The 19,407-nt window shown below is 73.2% G+C and carries 21 protein-coding genes; 4 read left to right on the forward strand and 17 right to left on the reverse strand.

Features of this window, described 5'->3' with window-relative positions:
• Positions 1-2 precede the first annotated feature (2 nt).
• The 7 genes from pucD to uraD all read right to left on the reverse strand — a co-directional run bounded on the left by pucD (position 3) and on the right by uraD (position 6,611).
• Positions 3-2,255 (reverse strand): xanthine dehydrogenase subunit D, encoded by a 2,253-nt coding sequence (pucD, locus tag Dsi01nite_RS38200; protein WP_203851263.1) that lies wholly within the window; start codon positions 2,253-2,255, stop codon positions 3-5.
• Positions 2,252-3,604 carry an 8-oxoguanine deaminase gene (locus Dsi01nite_RS38205; protein ID WP_203851264.1) on the reverse strand — a complete coding sequence of 451 codons (1,353 nt, stop codon included), beginning with the start codon at positions 3,602-3,604 and terminating at the stop codon, positions 2,252-2,254. The genes pucD and Dsi01nite_RS38205 overlap by 4 nt, the downstream gene beginning before the upstream one ends.
• Positions 3,601-4,059, reverse strand: coding sequence for a (2Fe-2S)-binding protein (locus Dsi01nite_RS38210; RefSeq protein ID WP_203851265.1), 459 nt, complete (start codon positions 4,057-4,059; stop codon positions 3,601-3,603). Before Dsi01nite_RS38210 ends, Dsi01nite_RS38205 begins: the two co-directional genes overlap by 4 nt.
• Positions 4,050-4,898, reverse strand: a complete 849-nt coding sequence (locus Dsi01nite_RS38215) for an FAD binding domain-containing protein (protein WP_203851266.1) — start codon at positions 4,896-4,898, stop codon at positions 4,050-4,052. Before Dsi01nite_RS38215 ends, Dsi01nite_RS38210 begins: the two co-directional genes overlap by 10 nt.
• On the reverse strand, positions 4,886-5,743 hold the full coding sequence (pucL, locus tag Dsi01nite_RS38220) for a factor-independent urate hydroxylase (RefSeq protein WP_203851267.1): 858 nt from the start codon (positions 5,741-5,743) through the stop codon (positions 4,886-4,888). Before pucL ends, Dsi01nite_RS38215 begins: the two co-directional genes overlap by 13 nt.
• Positions 5,744-5,746: 3 nt before the next feature.
• Positions 5,747-6,037, reverse strand: coding sequence for a hydroxyisourate hydrolase (locus tag Dsi01nite_RS38225; RefSeq protein ID WP_203851268.1), 291 nt, complete (start codon positions 6,035-6,037; stop codon positions 5,747-5,749).
• 94 nt (positions 6,038-6,131) lie between these two features.
• Positions 6,132-6,611 carry a 2-oxo-4-hydroxy-4-carboxy-5-ureidoimidazoline decarboxylase gene (gene uraD, locus Dsi01nite_RS38230; protein ID WP_203851269.1) on the reverse strand — a complete coding sequence of 160 codons (480 nt, stop codon included), beginning with the start codon at positions 6,609-6,611 and terminating at the stop codon, positions 6,132-6,134.
• A gap of 141 nt (positions 6,612-6,752) precedes the next feature.
• On the opposite strand from uraD, the gene Dsi01nite_RS38235 reads away from it, so the two are divergent.
• Positions 6,753-8,042, forward strand: a complete 1,290-nt coding sequence (locus tag Dsi01nite_RS38235) for an ATP-binding protein (RefSeq protein ID WP_239136470.1) — start codon at positions 6,753-6,755, stop codon at positions 8,040-8,042.
• A 50-nt stretch (positions 8,043-8,092) separates the two neighbouring features.
• Here Dsi01nite_RS38235 and Dsi01nite_RS38240 read toward each other — a convergent pair whose 3' ends face one another.
• The 3 genes from Dsi01nite_RS38240 to Dsi01nite_RS38250 all read right to left on the reverse strand — a co-directional run bounded on the left by Dsi01nite_RS38240 (position 8,093) and on the right by Dsi01nite_RS38250 (position 11,195).
• Positions 8,093-8,890, reverse strand: coding sequence for a GNAT family N-acetyltransferase (locus Dsi01nite_RS38240; protein WP_203851271.1), 798 nt, complete (start codon positions 8,888-8,890; stop codon positions 8,093-8,095).
• Between the two features lie 48 nt (positions 8,891-8,938).
• A complete protein-coding gene (locus Dsi01nite_RS38245) occupies positions 8,939-9,307 on the reverse strand; it encodes a hypothetical protein (RefSeq protein WP_203851331.1) in 369 nt (122 codons plus the stop codon).
• A 454-nt stretch (positions 9,308-9,761) separates the two neighbouring features.
• Positions 9,762-11,195, reverse strand: a complete 1,434-nt coding sequence (locus Dsi01nite_RS38250; protein ID WP_239136471.1) for an MFS transporter — start codon at positions 11,193-11,195, stop codon at positions 9,762-9,764.
• A 103-nt stretch (positions 11,196-11,298) separates the two neighbouring features.
• On the opposite strand from Dsi01nite_RS38250, the gene Dsi01nite_RS38255 reads away from it, so the two are divergent.
• Positions 11,299-11,688 (forward strand): MarR family winged helix-turn-helix transcriptional regulator, encoded by a 390-nt coding sequence (locus tag Dsi01nite_RS38255; protein WP_203851272.1) that lies wholly within the window; start codon positions 11,299-11,301, stop codon positions 11,686-11,688.
• Here Dsi01nite_RS38255 and Dsi01nite_RS38260 read toward each other — a convergent pair.
• The 4 genes from Dsi01nite_RS38260 to Dsi01nite_RS38275 form a co-directional block, all read right to left on the reverse strand.
• A complete protein-coding gene (locus Dsi01nite_RS38260; protein ID WP_239136472.1) occupies positions 11,670-12,368 on the reverse strand; it encodes a class I SAM-dependent methyltransferase in 699 nt (232 codons plus the stop codon). The genes Dsi01nite_RS38255 and Dsi01nite_RS38260 overlap by 19 nt on opposite strands.
• Before the next feature lie 492 nt (positions 12,369-12,860).
• Positions 12,861-13,319: a hypothetical protein gene (locus Dsi01nite_RS38265; RefSeq protein WP_203851273.1), complete on the reverse strand. Its 459-nt coding sequence runs from the start codon at positions 13,317-13,319 to the stop codon at positions 12,861-12,863.
• A gap of 80 nt (positions 13,320-13,399) precedes the next feature.
• Positions 13,400-14,662, reverse strand: coding sequence for a sensor histidine kinase (locus Dsi01nite_RS38270; RefSeq protein ID WP_203851274.1), 1,263 nt, complete (start codon positions 14,660-14,662; stop codon positions 13,400-13,402).
• Complete coding sequence (locus Dsi01nite_RS38275) at positions 14,659-15,351, reverse strand: response regulator transcription factor (protein WP_203851275.1); 693 nt, start codon at positions 15,349-15,351, stop codon at positions 14,659-14,661. Before Dsi01nite_RS38275 ends, Dsi01nite_RS38270 begins: the two co-directional genes overlap by 4 nt.
• Positions 15,352-15,400: 49 nt before the next feature.
• Between Dsi01nite_RS38275 and Dsi01nite_RS38280 the strand changes: the two genes are divergently transcribed.
• Positions 15,401-15,880 carry a hypothetical protein gene (locus tag Dsi01nite_RS38280; RefSeq protein WP_203851276.1) on the forward strand — a complete coding sequence of 160 codons (480 nt, stop codon included), beginning with the start codon at positions 15,401-15,403 and terminating at the stop codon, positions 15,878-15,880.
• 136 nt (positions 15,881-16,016) lie between these two features.
• On the opposite strand, the gene Dsi01nite_RS38285 is transcribed toward Dsi01nite_RS38280, so the two are convergent.
• Both Dsi01nite_RS38285 and Dsi01nite_RS38290 read right to left on the reverse strand, forming a co-directional pair.
• Positions 16,017-16,661 carry a class I SAM-dependent methyltransferase gene (locus Dsi01nite_RS38285; protein WP_203851277.1) on the reverse strand — a complete coding sequence of 215 codons (645 nt, stop codon included), beginning with the start codon at positions 16,659-16,661 and terminating at the stop codon, positions 16,017-16,019.
• Positions 16,662-16,789: 128 nt separating this feature from the next.
• On the reverse strand, positions 16,790-17,662 hold the full coding sequence (locus Dsi01nite_RS38290; RefSeq protein ID WP_203851278.1) for a LysR family transcriptional regulator: 873 nt from the start codon (positions 17,660-17,662) through the stop codon (positions 16,790-16,792).
• A 74-nt stretch (positions 17,663-17,736) separates the two neighbouring features.
• On the opposite strand from Dsi01nite_RS38290, the gene Dsi01nite_RS38295 reads away from it, so the two are divergent.
• Entirely contained in the window at positions 17,737-18,468 is a 732-nt protein-coding gene (locus tag Dsi01nite_RS38295; RefSeq protein ID WP_203851279.1) for a CTP synthase C-terminal region-related (seleno)protein, read from the forward strand.
• A 120-nt stretch (positions 18,469-18,588) separates the two neighbouring features.
• Here the strand turns inward: Dsi01nite_RS38295 and Dsi01nite_RS38300 are convergent, their stop codons facing one another.
• Positions 18,589-19,383, reverse strand: a complete 795-nt coding sequence (locus Dsi01nite_RS38300; RefSeq protein WP_203851280.1) for a metallophosphoesterase — start codon at positions 19,381-19,383, stop codon at positions 18,589-18,591.
• Between the last annotated feature and the right edge of the window lie 24 nt (positions 19,384-19,407).

A 19,407-nucleotide genomic window follows, 5' to 3' on the forward strand; every position in this document is an offset into this window, starting at 1 on the left:
GCTCAGGTCCCCGTCAGGTGTTCGGGTCGCACCGGGACCCGGTTGAGCGCGAGTCCGGTCGCGGCGCGGATCGCGGCGACGATCGCGGGCGTGGACGAGATGGTCGGCGGCTCACCGACGCCGCGCAGACCGTACGGTGCCGAAGGGTCACCGAGCTCGAGCACGTCGATGCGCATCGGCGGCACGTCGAGGATGGTCGGGATGAGGTAGTCGGTGAACGACGGGTTCCGGATGAGCCCGTCGACGACCTGGATCTCCTCCATGACCGCGAGGCCGAGCCCCTGCGCGGTGCCGCCGGCGATCTGGCCGCGCACCGACTGCGGGTGCAGGGCCCGGCCGACGTCCTGGGCGGTGGCGATCTCGACGACCCGCACCAGGCCGAGCTCCACGTCGACGTCGACGGTGGCGCGGTGCGCGGCGAACGCGTACTGCACGTGCGCGTCGCCCTGCCCGGTGCGCGGGTCGAGCGGGTGGGTCGGCTTGTGCCGCCACTCGACGGTCTCCTCGATCGGCCGGTCGCCGAGCACGTCGACGAGGTCCGCGACGACCTCGCCGCCTTCGGTGACGAGCCGGCCGCCGCGCAGCGTCACGTCGTCGCGCCCGGCGCGGCGCAGCACGGCCGCCCGGACCGCCTCGCAGGCCGCCTTGACGGCGCCGCCGGTGACGTACGTCTGCCGCGACGCCGAACTGGACCCCGCGCTGCCGACGGTGGTGTCGGCGGTGGCGACGGTGACCTGCTCGACGCCGAGCTCGGTGCGCACGATCTGGGCCTGGATCGTCACGAGGCCCTGGCCGACCTCGGCGGCGGCGGTGTGCACGACGGCGGCCGGTTCGCCGCCGACCACCTCGAGCCGGACGCGGGCGGTCGAGTAGTCGTCGAACCCCTCGGAGAAGCCGACGTTCTTGATGCCGATGCCGTAGCCGACACCGCGCCGGACCCCTTCGCCGTGGGTGGTGTTGGCGACGCCACCCGGCAGCTCGCGCAGGTCGTCGCCGCGCTGCGCGGGCGGCGCGGCGGCGCGGACCCGGTCGAGCAGGTCGGCGACCGGCGCCGGGCCGTGCACGACCTGGCCCGTGGGCATGGTGTCGCCCGGTTCCAGGGCGTTTCGGACCCGGACGTCGACCGGGTCGAGGCCGAGCGCGGCGGCGAGCTTGTCCATCTGGGACTCGTAGGCGAAGCACGCCTGGACCGCGCCGAAGCCTCGCATGGCACCGCACGGCGGGTTGTTGGTGTAGACCGCGTAGCCGTCCACGACGACGTTGGGCACCTTGTACGGCCCGACGCCGAGCGTGGTCGCGTTCGCGACGACGGCCATCGACGTGGAGGCGTACGCGCCGCCGTCCAGCACGATGCGGGCCTTGACGTACACCAGCCGGCCGTCCAGGTCGGCGCCGTGCTCGTACCACATCCGCGCCGGATGACGGTGCACGTGGCCGTGGAAGGACTCCTCACGCGAGTAGACCATCTTCACGGGCCGGCCGGTGTGCAGGGCGAGCATGCACGCGTGGACCTGCATGCTGACGTCCTCGCGCCCGCCGAACGCGCCGCCGACCCCGGCGAGGCTCAACCGGACCTTCGACGGTGGCAGCCCCAGGCAGTCGGCGACCTGACCGAGGTCGCCGTGCAGCCACTGGGTGGCGATGAACAGGTCGACGCCGCCGTCCTCGGCGGGGATGGCGAGGCCGGACTCGGGGCCGAGGAACGCCTGGTCCTGCATGCCGACCTCGTACTCGCCCGTGACGACGACCGGCGCGGTGGCTTCCAGCGAGCCCTTGCGGATCGGCACGTGCCGCAGCAGGTTGCCGCGGTCGTGCACGGTCTCCTCGGCGTCGATCGCGGCGACCGGGTCGGTGATCGGCGGCAGCACCTCGTACTCCACGACGATCGCGGCGGCGGCGCGGCGGGCGGTCTCGGGGTGGTCGGCGGCGACGATCGCCACCGGCTCACCCGCGTAGCGGACCTGGCCCATGGCGAGCACCGGCTGGTCGGCGTGTTCGAGACCGTACAGCTTCTTGCCGGGGACGTCCTCGGCGGTGAGCACGGCGTGCACGCCGGTGGTGGCGACGGCGCCGGTGAGGTCGATGCCGACGATCCTGGCCCGGGGGTGCGGGCTGCGCAGGGTCGCGCCCCACAGCATCCGGTCGGCCCACAGGTCGGAGGAGAACGCGAACTCGCCGGTGACCTTCAGCGTCCCGTCCGGCCGCAGCGGCGACGTGCCGATGCCGGCGCCGGCGCCCACGGTGGTCGTGCTCATCGGCGCTCCCTGAGGGTGCGGGCGGCCCGGGCCAGCGACGCCGCCACCATCGATTCGTCCATCGTGGACAGCGCGCCGTCCTGCACCACCGCGCGACCGCCGACCAGCAGCAGCCGCAGTGGTGCGGGCGGGCCGAAGACCAGTGCCGCGACGGGGTCGTCGATGCCGGCGTGGCCGAGCCCGTCGAGCCGCCACAGGGCGATGTCGGCGAGCTTGCCGGCCTCCAGGGAGCCGAGCTCGTCGTCGCGGCCGAGGCAGCGGGCACCGCCCATGGTGCCCAGCGCCAGGGACTCCCGGGCGGTGAGCGCCGCCGGCCCGCCGCGCAGCCGGGCCAGGTACAGGGCCTGGCGCAGTTCGGCGCCGAGCTGCCCGGCCTCCTGGGACGCGGCGCCGTCGACGCCGAGACCGACCGGGACGCGGGCGTCGAGCAGGTCGCGGACCCGTGCGATGCCGGCCCCGAGGCGGCCGTTGGAGCTCGGGCAGTGCGCGACGCCGGTGCCGGTCGCGCCGAGTTTCGCGACCGCGTCGGAGTCCAGGTGCACGGCGTGGGCGAGCCATACGTCGTCGCCGAGCCAGCCGAGCGACTCCGCGTACTCCACCGGGGTGCAGTTGTGGACCTTCTGGCAGTACACCTCCTCCTCGACGGTCTCGGCGAGGTGCGTGTGCAGCCGCACGCCCTCGGCGCGGGCCAGGTCCGCGGCCTCGCGCATCAGTCGCGGCGTGACGGAGAACGGGCTGCAGGGCGCCACCGCGATGCGCACCATCGCGCCCGGCGACGGGTCGTGGAAGCGGTCGATCGCGTCCTTCGTCGCGGCGAGGGCCGCGTCGGTGTCCTCGACCACGCTGTCCGGCGGCAGGCCACCGTCCTTCTCGGACAGATCCATCGACCCGCGGCACGGGTGGAAGCGCAGGCCGACCGCCGTGGCCGCGTCGATTTCCGCGGCGAGCAGGTCGCCGCCCTCGCGGGGAAACACGTAGTGGTGGTCGGTGCTGGTCGTGCAGCCGGACAGGGCGAGCTGGGCCAGGCCGGCGGCCGCTGCGGCGTGCACGATCCCCGCGTCGATGCGGGCCCAGACCGGGTACAGCTCGGTCAGCCAGCCGAACAGGATCTCCTGCTGGGCGTAGCCGCGGGTGGCGGACTGGTACAGGTGGTGGTGGGTGTTGACGAGCCCTGGGGTGGCGAGGCAGCCGGTGCCGTCGACCCGGGTCACTCCGCCTTTCCGGGGTCCGGCGTACGGGCCCGGGCCGACCGCGACGATCCGGTTGCCCTCCACGACGATGTGCCCGTCGGCGTGCTCGGTGCCGGCGGCGTCCACCGTGGACACCGCGCAGTGCTCGATGACGATCATGCGCCGGCCGCCAGTTTCACCGCGGCGACGATGTTCTCGTAGCCCGTGCAGCGGCACAGGTTGCCGGCGAGGGCCTCGCGGATGTCGGGGTCGCTGGGGGTCGGGTTGCGGGCCAGCAGGTCGTGGACCGCGACCACGAGGCCGGGGGTACAGAATCCACACTGGACTGCCCCGGCGGACAGGAACGCCTGCTGCACCGGGTCGAGACCGTCCGGTCCCGGGAGCCCTTCGACGGTGCGCACGTCGCGGTGCTCGGCCTGGCCGGCGGCGACGAGGCAGGCGCACACCGGGGTCCCGTCGAGGTAGACGGTGCAGGAGCCGCACTCGCCCTGTTCGCAGGCGTTCTTCGCGCCGGGCAGGCCGAGACGTTCGCGCAGGACGTACAGGAGGCTCTCCCCGGGCCAGACGTCGTCGGCCTGGCGGGCCTCCCCGTTGACGGTCAGGTTCACGCGCATCGGTGCTCCTCCCATGCCCAGCGCAGGGTCCGGCCGCCCAGCACGGCCAGGGCGTGCCGGCGGTACGCGGCGCTGCCGCGCACGTCGTCGATCGGCCGGGCGGCCGCGCCGACCAGCTCGCCGAACCGCTGCACGATGGTGTCCGGCAGCGTTTTTCCTTCCCAGGGCAGTTCGGCGGCCAGGGCCTCGGCTTCCGTGGCACGCAACGGCGTCGGGCCGGCGGAGCCGATCCCCGTGCCGATGGTGCGCCGTTGCGGGTCCAGCGCCAGGGCGAACGAGCACACGGCGATGACCATCGCGTTGCGGGTGCCGACCTTCGCGAACTGCTGCGGGCCGGTCGCGGCCGGCACGAGGAACGCGGCGATGAGCTCGTCGGGTGCCAGGACGCTGCGTTTGGGGCCCTGGAAGAAGTCGGCCACGGCGACGGTGCGCACGCCCCGCACGGACCCGATCTCGACCTCGGCGCCGGTGGCGAGCAGCGGCGGGTGGGCGTCGCCGGCGGGTGAGGCCGAGCCGAGGTTGCCGCCGACGGTGCCACGGTTGCGGATCTGCGGGGAGCCGACGGTCCTGGCCGCCATCGCCAGGCCGGGCAGGCGCCCGCCGAGCTCGTCGATGATCCGCCGGTACGTGACACCGGCCCCGATCCGCAGCCGGTCGCCGTCGGCGGCCCAGTCGGCGAGCGACGCGACGCGGGTCAGGTCCAGCAGCGCCGGTGGGCGGCGGCGGTCGAAGTTGAGCTCGACCATGACGTCGGTGCCACCGGCGATCGGCACGGCGTCGGGGTGTTCGGCCTTCGCGGCGAGGGCCTCGTCCCAGGTGGACGGTCTCAGAAACTCCACGCGACCTCCTCGGCGACATCGTCGTCGCGCCGGACGGACCCCTCGATCAGCCCGTAGGGCCGGTCGGCGGCGTAATACACCTCGTTGGGATTGTCGAGCCCGAACGGCGCCAGGTCCACGAGGAAATGGTGCCGGTTGGGCAGCGACAGTCGCACCTCGACGACCCCCGGGCAGGCGGCGAGGACCCGTTCGCCCATCGCGTACAGGGTCTGCTGCAGGGCCAGGCTGTGGGTGTCCGCGAACGCCTCGATCAGGGCGGCGCGCGCGGTCCCATAGGCGTCGCCGGCCGGCCCGGCGTGCCGCCAGGTGGCGTTCACGCTGGTGGCGAGGATCCGGTCACGGGTCTCCGGCAGGGTGGTGTACCGGTCCTGGACGAAGCCGTGGAACTCCGAGTCGGTCGTCTTGAGCAGCACCAGATCCCTGACGCCGGACACGACCTGGGTGCCGACGTCGTCGTGGTGGACGGTGGCGGTGCGGATCTCGCCGCCGTCGCGGCGGAAGGTGTGCCTGCCGTCGACCGGCTGCCACGGGTGCTGCTCGACGATGACCCGCGCGCCGTGGATGCCCGGCTGCGACTCGACGAAGTGCCGGGCCAGGCGGGTCGCGAACTCCTCGATGCCGTCGATCCCGTGCTCGCGGGCAAACGCATACACCGTGTTCTTCTGTGTGTCCGTCGGCAGGACCGCGGCGTTGTCGCCGGTGAGGTGGCTGGCGGCCAGGTCGCCGCGCAGCGAGACGCTGACGTTGAGGTCGGTGAGCTCGTCGCCGCCGGGCCCGCGGGTGACGCGCACGATGCGGGTCTCGGCCTTGCCGTACTGGTTGGGCCCGAGCGCGAAGGTCGGCACGTCTCAGCTCCCTCGGTAGGTCGAGTATCCGAACGGGCTCAGCAACAGCGGCACGTGGTGGTGCCGGTCATCGGCGACGGCGAAGACGATGGTGACCTCGGGGAAGAAGTCGGAGGCGAACTCCGTCTCAAGGACGAGGCGGTGGCGGCCGGCCTGCAACGGTGTTTCGAGCCGCCACCGGCCGTCCGCGTCGGTGACCCCGCTGTGCGTGCCCGACGGGGTCTCCAGGCGCACCGGGACACCGGCGACCGGCAGCCCCTTCGAGGTGTCCAGGACGTGGGTGGAGAAGCTCACGCCGCCACCTCCGCCGCGCTCCGGCGCGGGCGCGGGCTGTCTCCTGTGTCGCGGCGCTCCGGGCCGACTCCTGCGACGCGGCGCTCCGGGCCGCTCATGTGACGAGCCGCTCGAGGCGCAGCTCCACGATCTTGCGCAGTTCGCCACGCACGACGCGCCGCTCGGTCTCCTCGTCGTTGCCGAGCCGGCCCCGGGCGGAGGCGAGGATCTCGTCCGCCGACTTGCCGCTGGCGAAGACGAGGAACAGGTGGCCGAAGCGGTCCTCGTAGGCCCGGTTGGCCGCGACGAGCTCGGCGTCCGCACCCTGGACGCCGGACTGCTCGCGGCGCGACCAGGCGGCCTCGGCGCCGTCACCGGCGGGCCGCTCGCCGATGCGCGGATGCGCGGCCAGGACCTCGGCGAGGTCAGGCCAGGTCAGCTCGTCGAACGCGGCGACGCCGGCAACGATGAGGTCGGCGGACGTCGGATATGGGCGGTGGTCGGCCACCCTGGCGGCCCAGCCGGGCGACGCACAGCAGGCCAGCAGTGCCCGCTGCGCCGCGGCGGGCGGCAGACCGTTGAACCGGTCGAGCATGGCCCCCCTCTCACTATCCCCGGCACCCTACTCCGGGGATGTTTCATGTCTAGATCTTGTCGCTTTTCTTGTTTTTTATCCACGTTTTCTCCGGTACCTTCGAACGCTGCCGCCGCACCGGGTGCGTGGCAGACTCGAAGGATGCAGTTGCGGCCGGAGATCGAGCTCATCGAGGTGTCGGGCCGCTCCCTGCGCATCGTCGACGCGCACCTGATCACCGCCGGAGACCCGCCCCGCCCGATCGGCCACGACCTGCCCGACCGCGGCATCGAACTGACCGCCGGGCCCGACGGGTACACGGCCCGCTGGTCGCGAAACTCGGTCAGCCTGCCCGGCATCGCCCGCGCGTTCGTCGGTGGCGCCGCGGGCGGCGCGCTGTTCCGGCTGCTCGGCCTGCCCGGCGCGGTCCTCGGCGCGGTGATCGCGGTCGGCCTGGCCCGCACCGCCCGGGAGCGCCCGACGACCGTGCCCGACCCGACGGTCTCCGTCGTCGAGGAGGGCGCCGACCTGGTCCTGCGCTCCGCCGACCTGGCATCGCTGGTCTTCGCCGTGATGGAGCTGACCGGCGCCACCGGCCCGGTCACCGTGAGCCCCGCCGTGAAGACCGCGGAGCTGACCGAGGGAGGCTCGGAGACGGTCCGGCTCGACGACGTCGGCGGCCTCGACGAGGTGGTCGCCCAGTTCCGCGACGTGGCCGTCTCGTTCCGGCACCCGGAGGTCATGGCCCGTTGGGGCGCCACCCGCCCCCAGGGCATCCTGCTCTACGGCCCGCCCGGCACCGGCAAGACGATGCTGGCCCGCGCCCTCGCCAACGAGATCGGCGGCGAGCTGCGCGAGATCCGCACCCCGGAGATCCTCGACAAGTGGGTCGGCAACTCCGAGAAGAACATCCAGCGGATCTTCGCCGACGCCCGCCGCCTGCGCCACCCGACGGTCCTGCTCTTCGACGAGTTCGACTCGATCATCAGCTACACCGGCGGCGGGTTCGACGCCGCTGGCCAGATGATCAATGCGGTGGCGGGCATCTTCAAGCAGGAGATGAACACCCTCATCGAGCACAACCCCAACGTCATCGTCGTGGCCACCACCAACTTCCCCGACCGGGTCGACGCGTCCCTGGTGCGCTCCGGGCGCTTCGACCTGAAGCTCTCGGTCCCGCCGCCCGGCCCGCAGGCCCGCGCCGACATCCTCACGAAGCTGCTGCGGCGGCTCATCGCCCGGCACGAGGTCGGTGGGTTCCGGCTGTTCGCCGACGACCTGGACGTCGCCGCCCTCGCCGCGGCGTCGACGGGGATGACCGGCGCGGACTTCAAGGAGGCGCTGCGGCGGGCGCAGCTGGACAAGGCGATGCACGAGGCGCGGCACGGCTCGGCGGCGTCACCGATCACGCACGCCGACCTCCTCGCCGCGGTGCGCGCCGTCCGCACCTGACGGCATCGGGCCGGTGCGGGCCTGACGGCGCCGGGTCGGTGCAGGCCGGCTCAGGGGTTGCGGACGAACGGCGTCGTGGTGGCGAGTTGCTGGAAGCCGAGCCGGCGGAGGATCGGCCGGCTGTCCGCCGACGCGTCGACCTGCAGGAACCGGTAGCCGGCCGCGGCGGCGAGGGCGGCACGGTGCGCGACGAGAGCCCGGAAGACGCCACGGCCGCGCCAGTCCGTGACGGTGCCGCCGCCCCACAGGCTGGCGAAGCCGGTGCCGGCGTGGAACTCGATCCGGCCGGCGCAGATCGGGCGGTCGCCGGCCATGACGACGGCGGCGGCGATCGAGCCGGGACGCTCGGCGAGCCGGGCGGTGAGATCCTTGCCGATGCGGGAGTGGTCGCCGCCGAAGACCTCGTCGTGGACGGCGACCACGAGGTCGACACCGGCGGCGTCGGTGACCGGCTCGAGCCTCGTGCCGGCGGGGAGCCGCACGTCCAGCGGCAGCTCGGGCAGCCCGGCGAGGTCGGCGATCTCGGCGAAGAGCAGGCCCTCGACCGGGTCGGGCTCGAACCCGGCGGCGAGAAGCCGCTCGGGCAGGTCCGCGGGACGGTCGTGCGAGTAATGCTTCCACTCCCACGGCTGGCCGAGCCGGCTGAACCGCTGGATCTGCGCCGCGATGACGGCGTCGGCGTCGAGGCCGTCCAGGTCGCACCAGGAGATGCCGTGCCAGCCGTCGCTGGACGACACGACCCGCACGATCCCGGGCTCACGCTCCACGACGGAGCCGGAGTCGGCACCGACGCTGGGCTCCTGACGGATCTTCCGGTCGAACAGGGCGAGCACCTGCTGAGCATCCACGCGTCAAGACCACACTGTCGCGGATCTGGGTGCAAGCGGTTTGCGGGATCAGCCGGTGTAGCTGCCGACCAACTCGATCGTGCCCACGAGATGCTCGTTGAGGGCGGCGACATCCTCGGCGGGAATCCAGAGTTCCAAGATGTGCCCGCCTCCCGCGCGCCTGGTGGTGTACCGCCGAGCAAACGCCGTCTCGACCCTGAACCGCGTCACGTGACCGACCCCGGACGCGGGGATGTTCCACTCGCGGGCGATCTGCGTGGCGTAGGCCTCGTTGAGGACCGGGTAGAAGATCGGCTGGTCGGGCAGGCGCGGCGGCCATCGGCGCCACCCGGAGTCCGCGACCAGTCGCAGCTCCTGCGGCCCGACGGGGCGCCAGAGCGTGGTCGTGCCGTCGGCGTGCTCGACCCGCCCGGCCAGCAGGTTGGCGGCGAGCCTGACCGCGTCGGGGTCCACGCCCGGCGCGGCGAGGTCCTCGACGAGGACGGCCAGCACACTGCCGTCGTCGCGCCGGCGCGGCGCGGCGGCGTCGTCAGGGTCCGAACGCTCGAGGCCGGCGGCGAGCCGGCCCGATGCGCCGGCGGCGTCAGGGTCCGAACGCTCGAGGTCAGCGGCGAGCCGGCCCGATGCGGCGGCGGCGTCAGGATCCGAACGCTCGAGGTCAGCGGCGAGCCAGCGCAATGCGTCCGCGTCGTCGGGGTCCGAATGTTCGATGACGTGCGCGAGGGCCGGCCCGTCGAGCCGGAACGAGGCGCTCCCCGAGATGTGCCCGCAGGCCGCCGCGAGGGCCGGCGGCCAGCCGGCATCGGCCCGGACGAACTCGCCGCCGACCGGGCCGATGCCGTATGCCTTCACCACGTCGTGCAGTGTCGCATCACGCGTGCCGGCCGCGAGGCCGGGTCAGGACCGGCACGAGGCTGAGCGCCAGGCCGGCGAGCGCGATCCCGGTGACGAGGTTGACGCCGGGGTGGAACTGGGTGAAGTCGCCGGATCCCGAGCCGCCGGTGGCGACGAGGGCGGTGACCACCGCGAGGATGAGCGCCGCCCCGACCTGGCCGGAACTCTGCACCAGACCGGAGGCGAGGCCCTGCTCCGAGTCGGCGACACCGTCCGTGGCCTGGGCCATGATGGTGCTGAACCCGAACGCGAACCCGCCGCCCAGCAGCAGCATCGTCGGCAGGATGGCGACCAGGTAGTGCGGTGCGCTGCCGGCGGTGAGCAGGAACCAGCCGTAGCCGAGGCTCATCGACAGCATCGAGGCGACGATGAGGCGCGGCGTGCCGTAGCGGTTGCTGAGCCGGCCGACGAACGGCGAGCCGAACGCGACGAGCAGGCCGGCCGGCAGCAGCGCGAGCGCCATCTTCAGCGGCGACCAGTGCAGCACGTCCTGCAGGTACAGCGTCATCATGAACTGGAAGCTCAGGTATGAGCCGAACAACGCCACCATGCTGAGGTTGGCCCGCACGATCGAGCCGACCCGCAGGATGCCGAGGCGGATCAACGGGTGCGCGACCCGCTGCTCGATGATGACGAAGCCGACGAGCAGCACCGCGGCGACGAGGGCCGAGGCGAGCGTCACCGGGTCGAGCCAGCCGCGGTCCGGCGCGGAGACGACGGTGTAGACCGCCAGGAGCATGCCGCCGACCAGCGTGGCCGCGCCGGCAAGGTCGTGCCCGCCGTCCGCGGCCGGCTCATCCTTGGGGATGAGGGCGACGCCGGCGACCAGGGCCGCGATGGCGAGCGGCACCGGGATGAGGAACGTCCACCGCCAGCCGACGCTGGTCAGCAGGCCGCCGAGGATCAGCCCGGAGCTGTACCCACTGGCCCCGAAGACGGAGAACACCGACAGTGCCCGGTTCCGGGCGGGTCCCTCGCGGAACGTGGTGGTGAGGATCGACAGGGCGGTCGGCGCGGTGAACGCGGCGGCGAGGCCCTTCACGAAGCGGGTGACGATGAGCAGCGTGCCGTCGTCGACGAGGCCGCCGATCAGGGACGCGACGGCGAAGACGCCGAGCGCGGCGAGGAAGACGCGGCGCCGGCCGAGGAGGTCGGCGGTGCGCCCGCCGAGCAGGAGCAGGCCGCCGTAGCCGAGGACGTAACCGTTGACGATCCACTGCAGCGAGGTGGTCGACAGGCCGAGTTCGGCGCCGATGGACGGCAGCGCGACGCCCACCATCGACACGTCGAGGCCGTCGAGGAACAGCACGGCGCAGAGCACCGCGAGGACTCCCCATAGTCGCGGGGTCATCGTCGCGTGGGTCTCCGGCGTGGTGGTGATGGTGCTTGAGGCCGGGAGGGTCGTAGTCACGGGACGGAACACTAGATGCGTGTGCATCCAATGTCCATGCACAAAATGCGGGCGCAAATAATGTAGGTGCATTCGGCCGGGGTGCGGGGGTAGGATGCGCGGCATGACGTCGGAGGCCGCGCTGGTCGAGCACTGGCGCTCGCTGCTGACCAGCTACAACGAGGTGGCATGCCATCTGGAGCGCGCGCTGTCCGAGGCACACGGCCTGAGCATGAGCGAGTTCGAGATCCTCGACCGACTGGTCACGCAGCAGTGTGAGAAGCGCCGCATGCAGGATCTCGCCGCGGACATGTACCTCAGCCAGAGCGCGCTGTCGCGGGCGGTCGCCCGGCTGGAGAAGAGCGGCCTGGTGTCACGGGCCCTGTGCGAGGCCGACCGGCGCGGGGTGTTCGTGACCCTCACCGCCGAAGGCCTGCACCGTCACACCGCCGCCCGGACGACCCACCTGTCGGTCCTCGCAAGCCACTTGCAGGCTCAGGACACCCGGCGGTAGTAGGAGTCGACCGCCGGCTGGCCGGTGTAGTTGGCACCCGCCTTGTCGTCCGCGCCCAGATACTCGTAGGGCAGCGTGACCTCACCGCGGTCGTCCCGGCCGATCCGGCGGCGCCGGCCGTCGTAGTTGAAGCCCGCGTCCCGCAGGTGCGCGGCGAGGCGCCGACCGGCGGGCCTGCCGTCCTCGAGCCGGACGCTGTCGAGGTCGATGTCGGCGACCAGCCGTCCGCCACCGGTCAGCCAGCCCGCCGCCTTGACGAGGAGGCCGAGCTTGTCGCCGACGTAGTGCAGGCCGTGCACGATGGTGATGAGGTCATACCGCCGCTCCGGCACCCAGTCGGCGACCGACGCGGTGGTCAACCGCAGCCACGGCACGTCCGGCGCCGGGTCGAACGCGTCGACGAGGTCCACCCCGTGGACGAAGACCCGGTCGCCGACCCCGGCGGCGTGCAGCCTCTCGGCCGCCTCGACCAGGGCCCGACCGGTGCCACAGCACAGGTCGAGCCACGCGACGGTGTCGGGGGCGCCGGTCACGGAGACCAGCGGCAGGAGCGCCTCGACCGGGTTGAAGCCGAGCTCACGGTCGTAGCTGTTGACCCCGGCGAGGGCACGCTCGCGGTTCATCGCGGAGTTGGCCACCACTGCCGAGCCGGCGAGCGTGTCGTCATCGAGCAGGGTCACCGGACCATGATCGCAACCAGGACACGGGAAGCCAACACCCGGCTGCCCTTCCGGGACCCTCGCCCCCGCTTGACTCTCATACTCCGGGATGACGGTCCGGCGTACCGGCCGGAACCCCGTTGCAGAGATCGACCCCGCCCTGGCTGCGCCCGGTCCCCGCACCCCGGATGGCAGTCCCGCCAAATGGGACGGCGACCGGCCGGCACCGGTGCGCAGTGACGGCCGGCGATCGATGCGGGGGCCGTGACCGCCGTCCGCGCCGGGCGGGGACGGTCCCGGTGGCGATCCGCCCGGAGGCCGTCTGCGATCGCCGCGCGGTCGCCGCCACCATCCCGGTTCGGGTTCGCCAGCGGTCACCGCCGCCCCGGTTCGGGTTCGCCAGCGGTCACCGCCGCCCCGGTTCGGGTTCAACCGCCGCCGCCCCGGTTCGGGTTCAACCGCCGCCGCCCCGGTTCGGGTTCAACCGCCGCCACCGCCCCCGATTCGGGTTGGTCAGCGGTCGCCGCCGTGGTCGTCGCCCACGTCGTGGCCCGGCCCGTCGTCCGAGCCGTGGCCGCCGCTGCCGTGGTCGTCACCGACGTCGTGGCCCGGGCCGTCATCCCCGCCGCCATGGCCACTGGATCCGGACCCGCTGTTGCCGGAGCCGCTGTTGCCGGAGCCGCTGTTGCCGGAGCCGCTGTTGCCGGAGCCCGTGGTGCGGTTGCCGCCGTGGTCGTCGGCGGACGGAGACGCCGATGCCGACGGGGTCGCGGTCGCGTCGTCGCTGGACGCCGACGGCGATGCCGAGGGATGCACGCCGTGGTCGTCCGCCGACGCCGACGCCGACGGGCTGTCCGACGTGGACACGCGGGCCGGCCGGTCGTCGCCCGACGGGCCTGACGCCGCGAGCGCCGTGCCGCCGATGGCCAGTGCCGCCGTCACGGTTGCGGTGATGATGATGAGCTTGCGCATTGCCGTACACCTCCGTGGTTGTTCTGCTCTTGCAGGAACCACGTTCCAGCGCCCGGCGATATCGGGGTGCTGTGGCAACCCTAAGGTTCGGTTAACGCGCTCAACGTGACCGTGACCCGCGCACCACCGAGCGGTGCCCGGTCCACGGTCAGCGTGCCGCCGGCGGCCTCGGCGGTGCGCCGCGCGATGTCCAGGCCCAGCCCGGTGGAGCCGGCACCGCTGACCCCGCGCGCGCCGGCGGCCGGGTCGAACCCGGGGCCGGCGTCCTGCACGGTGAGGACCCGGCGCGGGTCGAGGGTCACCGCGACGGCGACGCCCTCCTCGGTGTGGGCGAAGACGTTGCCCAGCAACGCGTCCACGCACGCGGCCAGGTCGGCGGCGGAGACCGCGACGGGCAGCGGGCCGGCCGGGAGGTCGGTCTCGACCGGCCGCTGCTGGTCCTCGGCGAGCACGGTCCAGAACCGGATCCGCTCGGCGACGACGGCGGTCGCGTCGCAGGACGGCAGGTCACGCTCGCGGCGGGTGTCCTCGATGACGGTGGTGACGGCGCTGTCGAGGGCGGCGACATGGGCAAGGATGCGGGCCGCCTCGGCCTGGTCGCGCAGTCCTTCGGCGTCCAGCCGGAGTGCGGTCATCGGGGTCCTCATCCGGTGCGACAGGTCCGCGACGCGTTCGCGTTCGTGCCGCAGGAGGTCGCGGATCCGGGCGGCGAGCTGGTTGAGGGCCGCGGCGACCGCCCGCACCTCCGGTGGTCCGACCGCGGCCGGCGCCCGGCGGTCCAGGTCTCCGCCGGCGAGTGCGTCGGAAACCGTTGCCAGGGTCCGGATCGGGCGCACCACCATGACAGCGAGCCGGTCCGCGACGGCGACCCCGACGGCGAGCAGGCCGACGCCGAGCAGCGCGAGGACCAGCCACGCGCGGGCCACCCCCTTGCGCAGCTCCGCCAGTGGCACGAAGACCCGGATGACGGCGGTGCCCTCCGGCAGGCCCTGCACGACGACGAGGACCTCCCGGCCGTCGGCGTGCTCGACGGACAGCGTCGTGGTCCGAGCGGCGAGGGACACCGCCGGGGTACGGCCGACCGCCGGCCCGACGACGGTGCCGTCCGGCAGGTACACGGTGACGGGCCGCCGGGCGTCCACATTGACCTGTTCGACGGCGAGGCGCAGCGACTGCGGGTCGGCGGTGGCGACGAGGACGCCCAGGGACTGCGCCTGGGTCGTGGCCGCCGACACGGCCCGGTCCGCGGCGACACCGCGCAGCAGCAGCGCGAGCGGGACCAGGAACGCGAGCAGCACCAGCGACATCGCGGCTGCCACGAGCAGCGCCAGGCGCCACCTCACGGCTGCAGCCCGTACTTGACGCCGACCCTGCGCACCGTGTGCAGCCGGCGTGGTTCCTGGGCGGTCTCCCCCAGCTTGCGGCGCAGCCACGACAGGTGCACGTCGACGGTCTTGTCCGCCGTGGTGTACGGCAGCTGCCACACCTCGGTCAGCAGTTCCCGCTTGCCCACCACCTCGCCGGCCCGCGACACCAGGTGGTAGAGCAGGTCGAACTCGCGCGGGGTCAGGTCCAGCGGCACGCCGTCCAGCGTCGCGGTCCGGGCCCGCGGGTCGATGCGGACACCGTCGACGTCGAGCGCCGGGTCCCGTTCGGGTCCTGACGATCCACCGTCGGCGCGGCGCAGCACGGCCCGGATCCGGGCGTCGATCTGTTCGGCACCGTACGGCTTGACCACGTAGTCGTCGGCACCGGCGTCCAGCGCGCGGACCATCTCCCCCTCGGTGCGCCTCGCGGTGACCACGATGATCGGCACCCGGCTGACCGCGCGCAGCATCCGCAGCACCTCCCGGCCGTCGAGGTCCGGCAGGCCGAGGTCGAGCAGGACCACGTCGGGCGCCTCGGCGACGGCGAGCTTGAGCCCGTCCATCGCGGTCGCGGCGGGCACCACGACGTGGCCGCGCCCGGTCAGCGCCCGCACGATGCCGGTGCGGATCGTCCCGTCGTCCTCCACGATCAACACCTTCGCCATAGGCCGAGGTTAACCATCTCTTAGCCATCGGCGGTGGATAGTGGTCAGCATGGCGACGATACGACGGTGGGTCCTCGCGGGCGCCGCGTGGCTGCTGACCGTCGCGGTGGCCACGGCGGTGGCGACCTGGGCGGTCGGCTCGATGCGGCAGGGCATCTTCGGCACCTCGGACGCGCCGTACAGCGAGGCCGACGTCGAGGCGCGGCTGGCCGCGTCGTCCTCAGGTCCCACGCCGCCCCCGCCCACGCCGCCAACCGCCTCGGCGTCCACGGCGGCGCCGGTCCCGACCGGGGTCGTGCGGGCCCTGACGACCCCGGGAGGGACGATCGTGGCGGCGTGCGAGGCGGGGCTGGTGACCTTGCGTTCGTGGGCGCCCAATGCCGGGTTCGAGGCCGAGCGGGTGCAGCGGGGGCCGGCGGCGGTCGCCTCGTTGCGGTTCAAGGCCCGCAGTGGCGGTGGCGACGTCCGCGCCCAGGTCACCTGCGTCGACGGCGAGCCCCGCCTGACGACCGACGGCAACGACGATTAGGTTCGGGTTCGAACCGATCCGCCCGGATCTCCCGCCTACACACCAACGACGTCCTGCACGACCTGTCCGGCCCCGACACCCACCTACCTACTGCTCGGCAGCCACCAACTCCGCAGCCCTGGCTTCCACGCCGGCTTCACGTTCTCCGAGCCAGCAAATAACCCTGCGGGGTGGATTCCTGTCCCCCTGCAGGCCGACCGCCCCAGAACACCGTCGCGAAGCCGGACTCCGTGACCCGCTGCTCCATCTCCTCCGGCGACAGCCAGTACGCATCGAACTCGACTCCGAGGCCGGTGCTGCGACCGGCGCGCCGGACCTTGCCGTCACCGGCCTTGAACGCGGTCACCAGGTAACCCCCGGGCTTGACCACCCGGGCGAGCTCGCTGAAGGCGACCGCCCTGTCCTGAGGTGCGAGGAAGATCAGCGAATACCAACAGGCCACCCCTGCCAACGAGGCATCCTCGAACGGCAGATCCCGCAAGTCGGCGACGTCGAAGGCGAAGTCCGGATACTCACGCCGCGCCACGCGGACCATCTCGGGCGAGAGGTCTACTCCGTGGGGAGACAGACCCTTGGCCGCCAGATAGGGCGCGAGCAACCCTGTCCCGCAACCGACGGCCCCCACGCTGCTGCCCAGATACGCGGCAAGGGTCAACTCGCAGAACAGGCTCAGCACCGCCCGATCGACGGGCATGCTCTGCAGGGCTCCGGCCAGCCGGTCGGCATAGAACTCCGCCAGCACATCGTGCGCCGCCCTCAACTCGTCAGTTTTGGCATCCACCGGCGAACCATATTACGCCGGTGCCCGCACACGAGTACTCCACCAGTGATACGGACCCGGCATCGCCCACGGCGGCGTCCTGCGCGGCTGGGCACCGTCGGGATTCGCCCGGGACATCAGGTCCCGCGTCACGGCCGGAACGCCTCGGCGAGGACGCGGGCCGGCGGGGTGAGCGAGCCGTGCACGAGCTCCACCCGGTGGACGAGCCGCGGCAGCGTGACCGCGACGCCCACGACGCCCGGGTGCGTCACCGGGCCGGGCAGCAGCGCCAGGCCGGCGCCGGCCGCGACGAGGGCGAGCAGGCCGGCGGTGTCCGTGCCGGGGTAGCAGAAGCCGTCGCGGAAGCCGCCGCTGTGCGCGAGGGCCCGGAGCTGCGGCAATGGCGTGGCCACGTCGGGCGCGTCGATCCAGGTCGCGTCGGCCAGGTCCGCGAGCCCGAGTGAGCGGCGACCGGCGAACGGGTGGCCGGCGGGGAACGCGACGACAGCGGTGTTCTCCACCAGCACCGACGTCGCCAGCTGCCCCGCATCGGGCAGTGGCAACGGGTCACTGGGCGCGGTCACGCCGTCGACCAGCCCGACGTCGAGGGTGCCGGTGGCGACGCCCGCGGCCACCGCGTCGCGACCGGTGAGCAGCAGCGTGAACCGCACGCGGGGCATCGCCCGCTGGACGGAGGCGAGCACCGCGGCGACCCGGGTGCTGCCGGCGAACGGGGTGGCGCCGAGCACGACCGTTGCGGCGGGCTCCCCCGACAGTCGGACCACGTCGGCCCGGGCGGCGCTCAACCGCAGCAGGATCGGGCCGGCGTGCTCCAGCAGCCGCGCGCCCGCATCCGTCAACGCGACCGGCCGGCGGTGCAACAGCGTGGCACCCAGGTCGGACTCCAGCGCGGCGATCTGTTGCGACACCGCGGACTGCGTGTAACCCAGCTCCTGCGCGGCGGCGGAGAACGACCTCGTGCCGGCGACGGTGACGAAGGTACGCAGCAGGTGCGGGTCCACGACATCAGTATTGCTTATCTCGGTACGCAAATGTGTTGTTGGACTGATGGACCCCACGGCGGGACAGTGAAGGCATGACAGCGACCCGCACGGCCCGCGTCGCCCTCGTCGGCGACCGCTCCCCTCATGTCCGTTCCCACACCCGGATCCCGGGGCTGTTCGAGGTGCTCCGCGCGCAGCACGGCATCGGCATCGACGCGTACTGGGTGCCGACGCCCGACGCGGCGGCGACCGACCTGGCCGGGTTCGACGGCATCTGGCTGCTGCCCGGCAGCCCGTACCTCAGCGAGGAGGGCGCCCTGCACGCCGTGCGGATCGCCCGCGAGCGCGGCATCGCGTTCCTCGGCACGTGCGGCGGGTTCCAGCATCTGCTGCTGGAGTTCGCCCGCAACGTCTGCGGCATCGCCGACGCCAGCCACGGCGAGTCCGACCCCGACGCCGACCGGCAGGTCATCGTGCCCCTCGCGTGTTCGCTCGTCGGCCACGAGGGAGCGGTCAACCTGACTCCCGGCTCGCTGGCCGAGCGGGTGTTCGGCGTCGAACGGTCCGTGGAGCGGTACCACTGTGCGTACGGACTGGACCGCGACTACCTGCCGGAGCTGACCCGGCACGGGTTGCAGTTCACCGGCTTCGACGACGACGGCGAGATGCGGGTCGCCGAACTGGACGGGCATCCGTTCCTGCTGGGCACGCTGTTCCAGCCGGAGCTGGCCGGCGACGGGACCCGGTGCCACGTCGTCATCCGCGCCTTCGCCGAGGCCGCCGTGGCGGTCGCCGGGCGGCAGGCCGCCGTGGCGGTCGGGTAAGGACTCCGACCAGCCCTGCAATCACACGATCAAGGTCTGTCAGCGGCCGGGTGGGACGGACCACAACCCAGCAGGGAAGGTCGGAGTCCTGCCCGGCCACCACTGGGAGACCGCCGGCGGTCACAGCAGTTCGGCACCGGGCAGCAGCAACGGTGCCCAGGCCGGTGCGCCCAGCCGGCCGTGCTTCGGATCGACGCCGATGACCCGGGCGCCGCTCACCCTGGTCGTCGTGTGTCGTGCCACCCAGTCCACAGTGGACCGTTGCCGGACCCGCTCCGGGCAGCGCCACACCCGGCGCTGATGGTCCACGATGGACGAATGGCCGTGGACCTGCGAGAACGGCATCGGCTCGTGCTCCTCCAGCCACGACGCGGCGACGTGCTCCGCCCACAATGGGCCCCGGTCCGCCCACAGCAGCGGCTCCGGCCTGGTGTTGAGCAGGTCGGCGGCGGTCGCGGCGGTCACCGGTCCGCCGAGCTCCCGCCACGCCGCGACGGTGAGCCCGGCGTGCGTCACGAGCAGCTCCTCCCCCGCGGCGGTGCGCACCGCGGCCGCGACCCGCATCCGGTCCCGCAGCCACCAGGCGCGCAGCCGCTGGGCGTCGGCGTCGTCGAGCCGCTCGGGCCAGAAGGTCATCCCGCCGATGTACTGCGCCTCGTGGTTGCCCGCGAGCTGAATCCAACGGCCGGGCGCCGTGTCGATCCTGGGTTGGACGAGGTCGAGCACGCCGGTGCTGTCCGGCCCGCGGTCCACGAGGTCGCCGACCTGGATGACGACGGTGTCGCCGGCCTCGCCGGCCGCACGGGCCCCGCCGCCCTCGCCGCCCTCGGCACGCTCGGCGTCGAGGCTTTCCAGGGCGGTGGCGAGTTGCAGCGCACAGCCGCCCACGTCACCGATGATCGCGATCGTCGCCATGCCGACCTCCCGTGCGCCCGACAG

It is taken from the genome of Dactylosporangium siamense (assembly GCF_016862795.1).
Lineage (GTDB): Bacteria > Actinomycetota > Actinomycetes > Mycobacteriales > Micromonosporaceae > Dactylosporangium > Dactylosporangium siamense.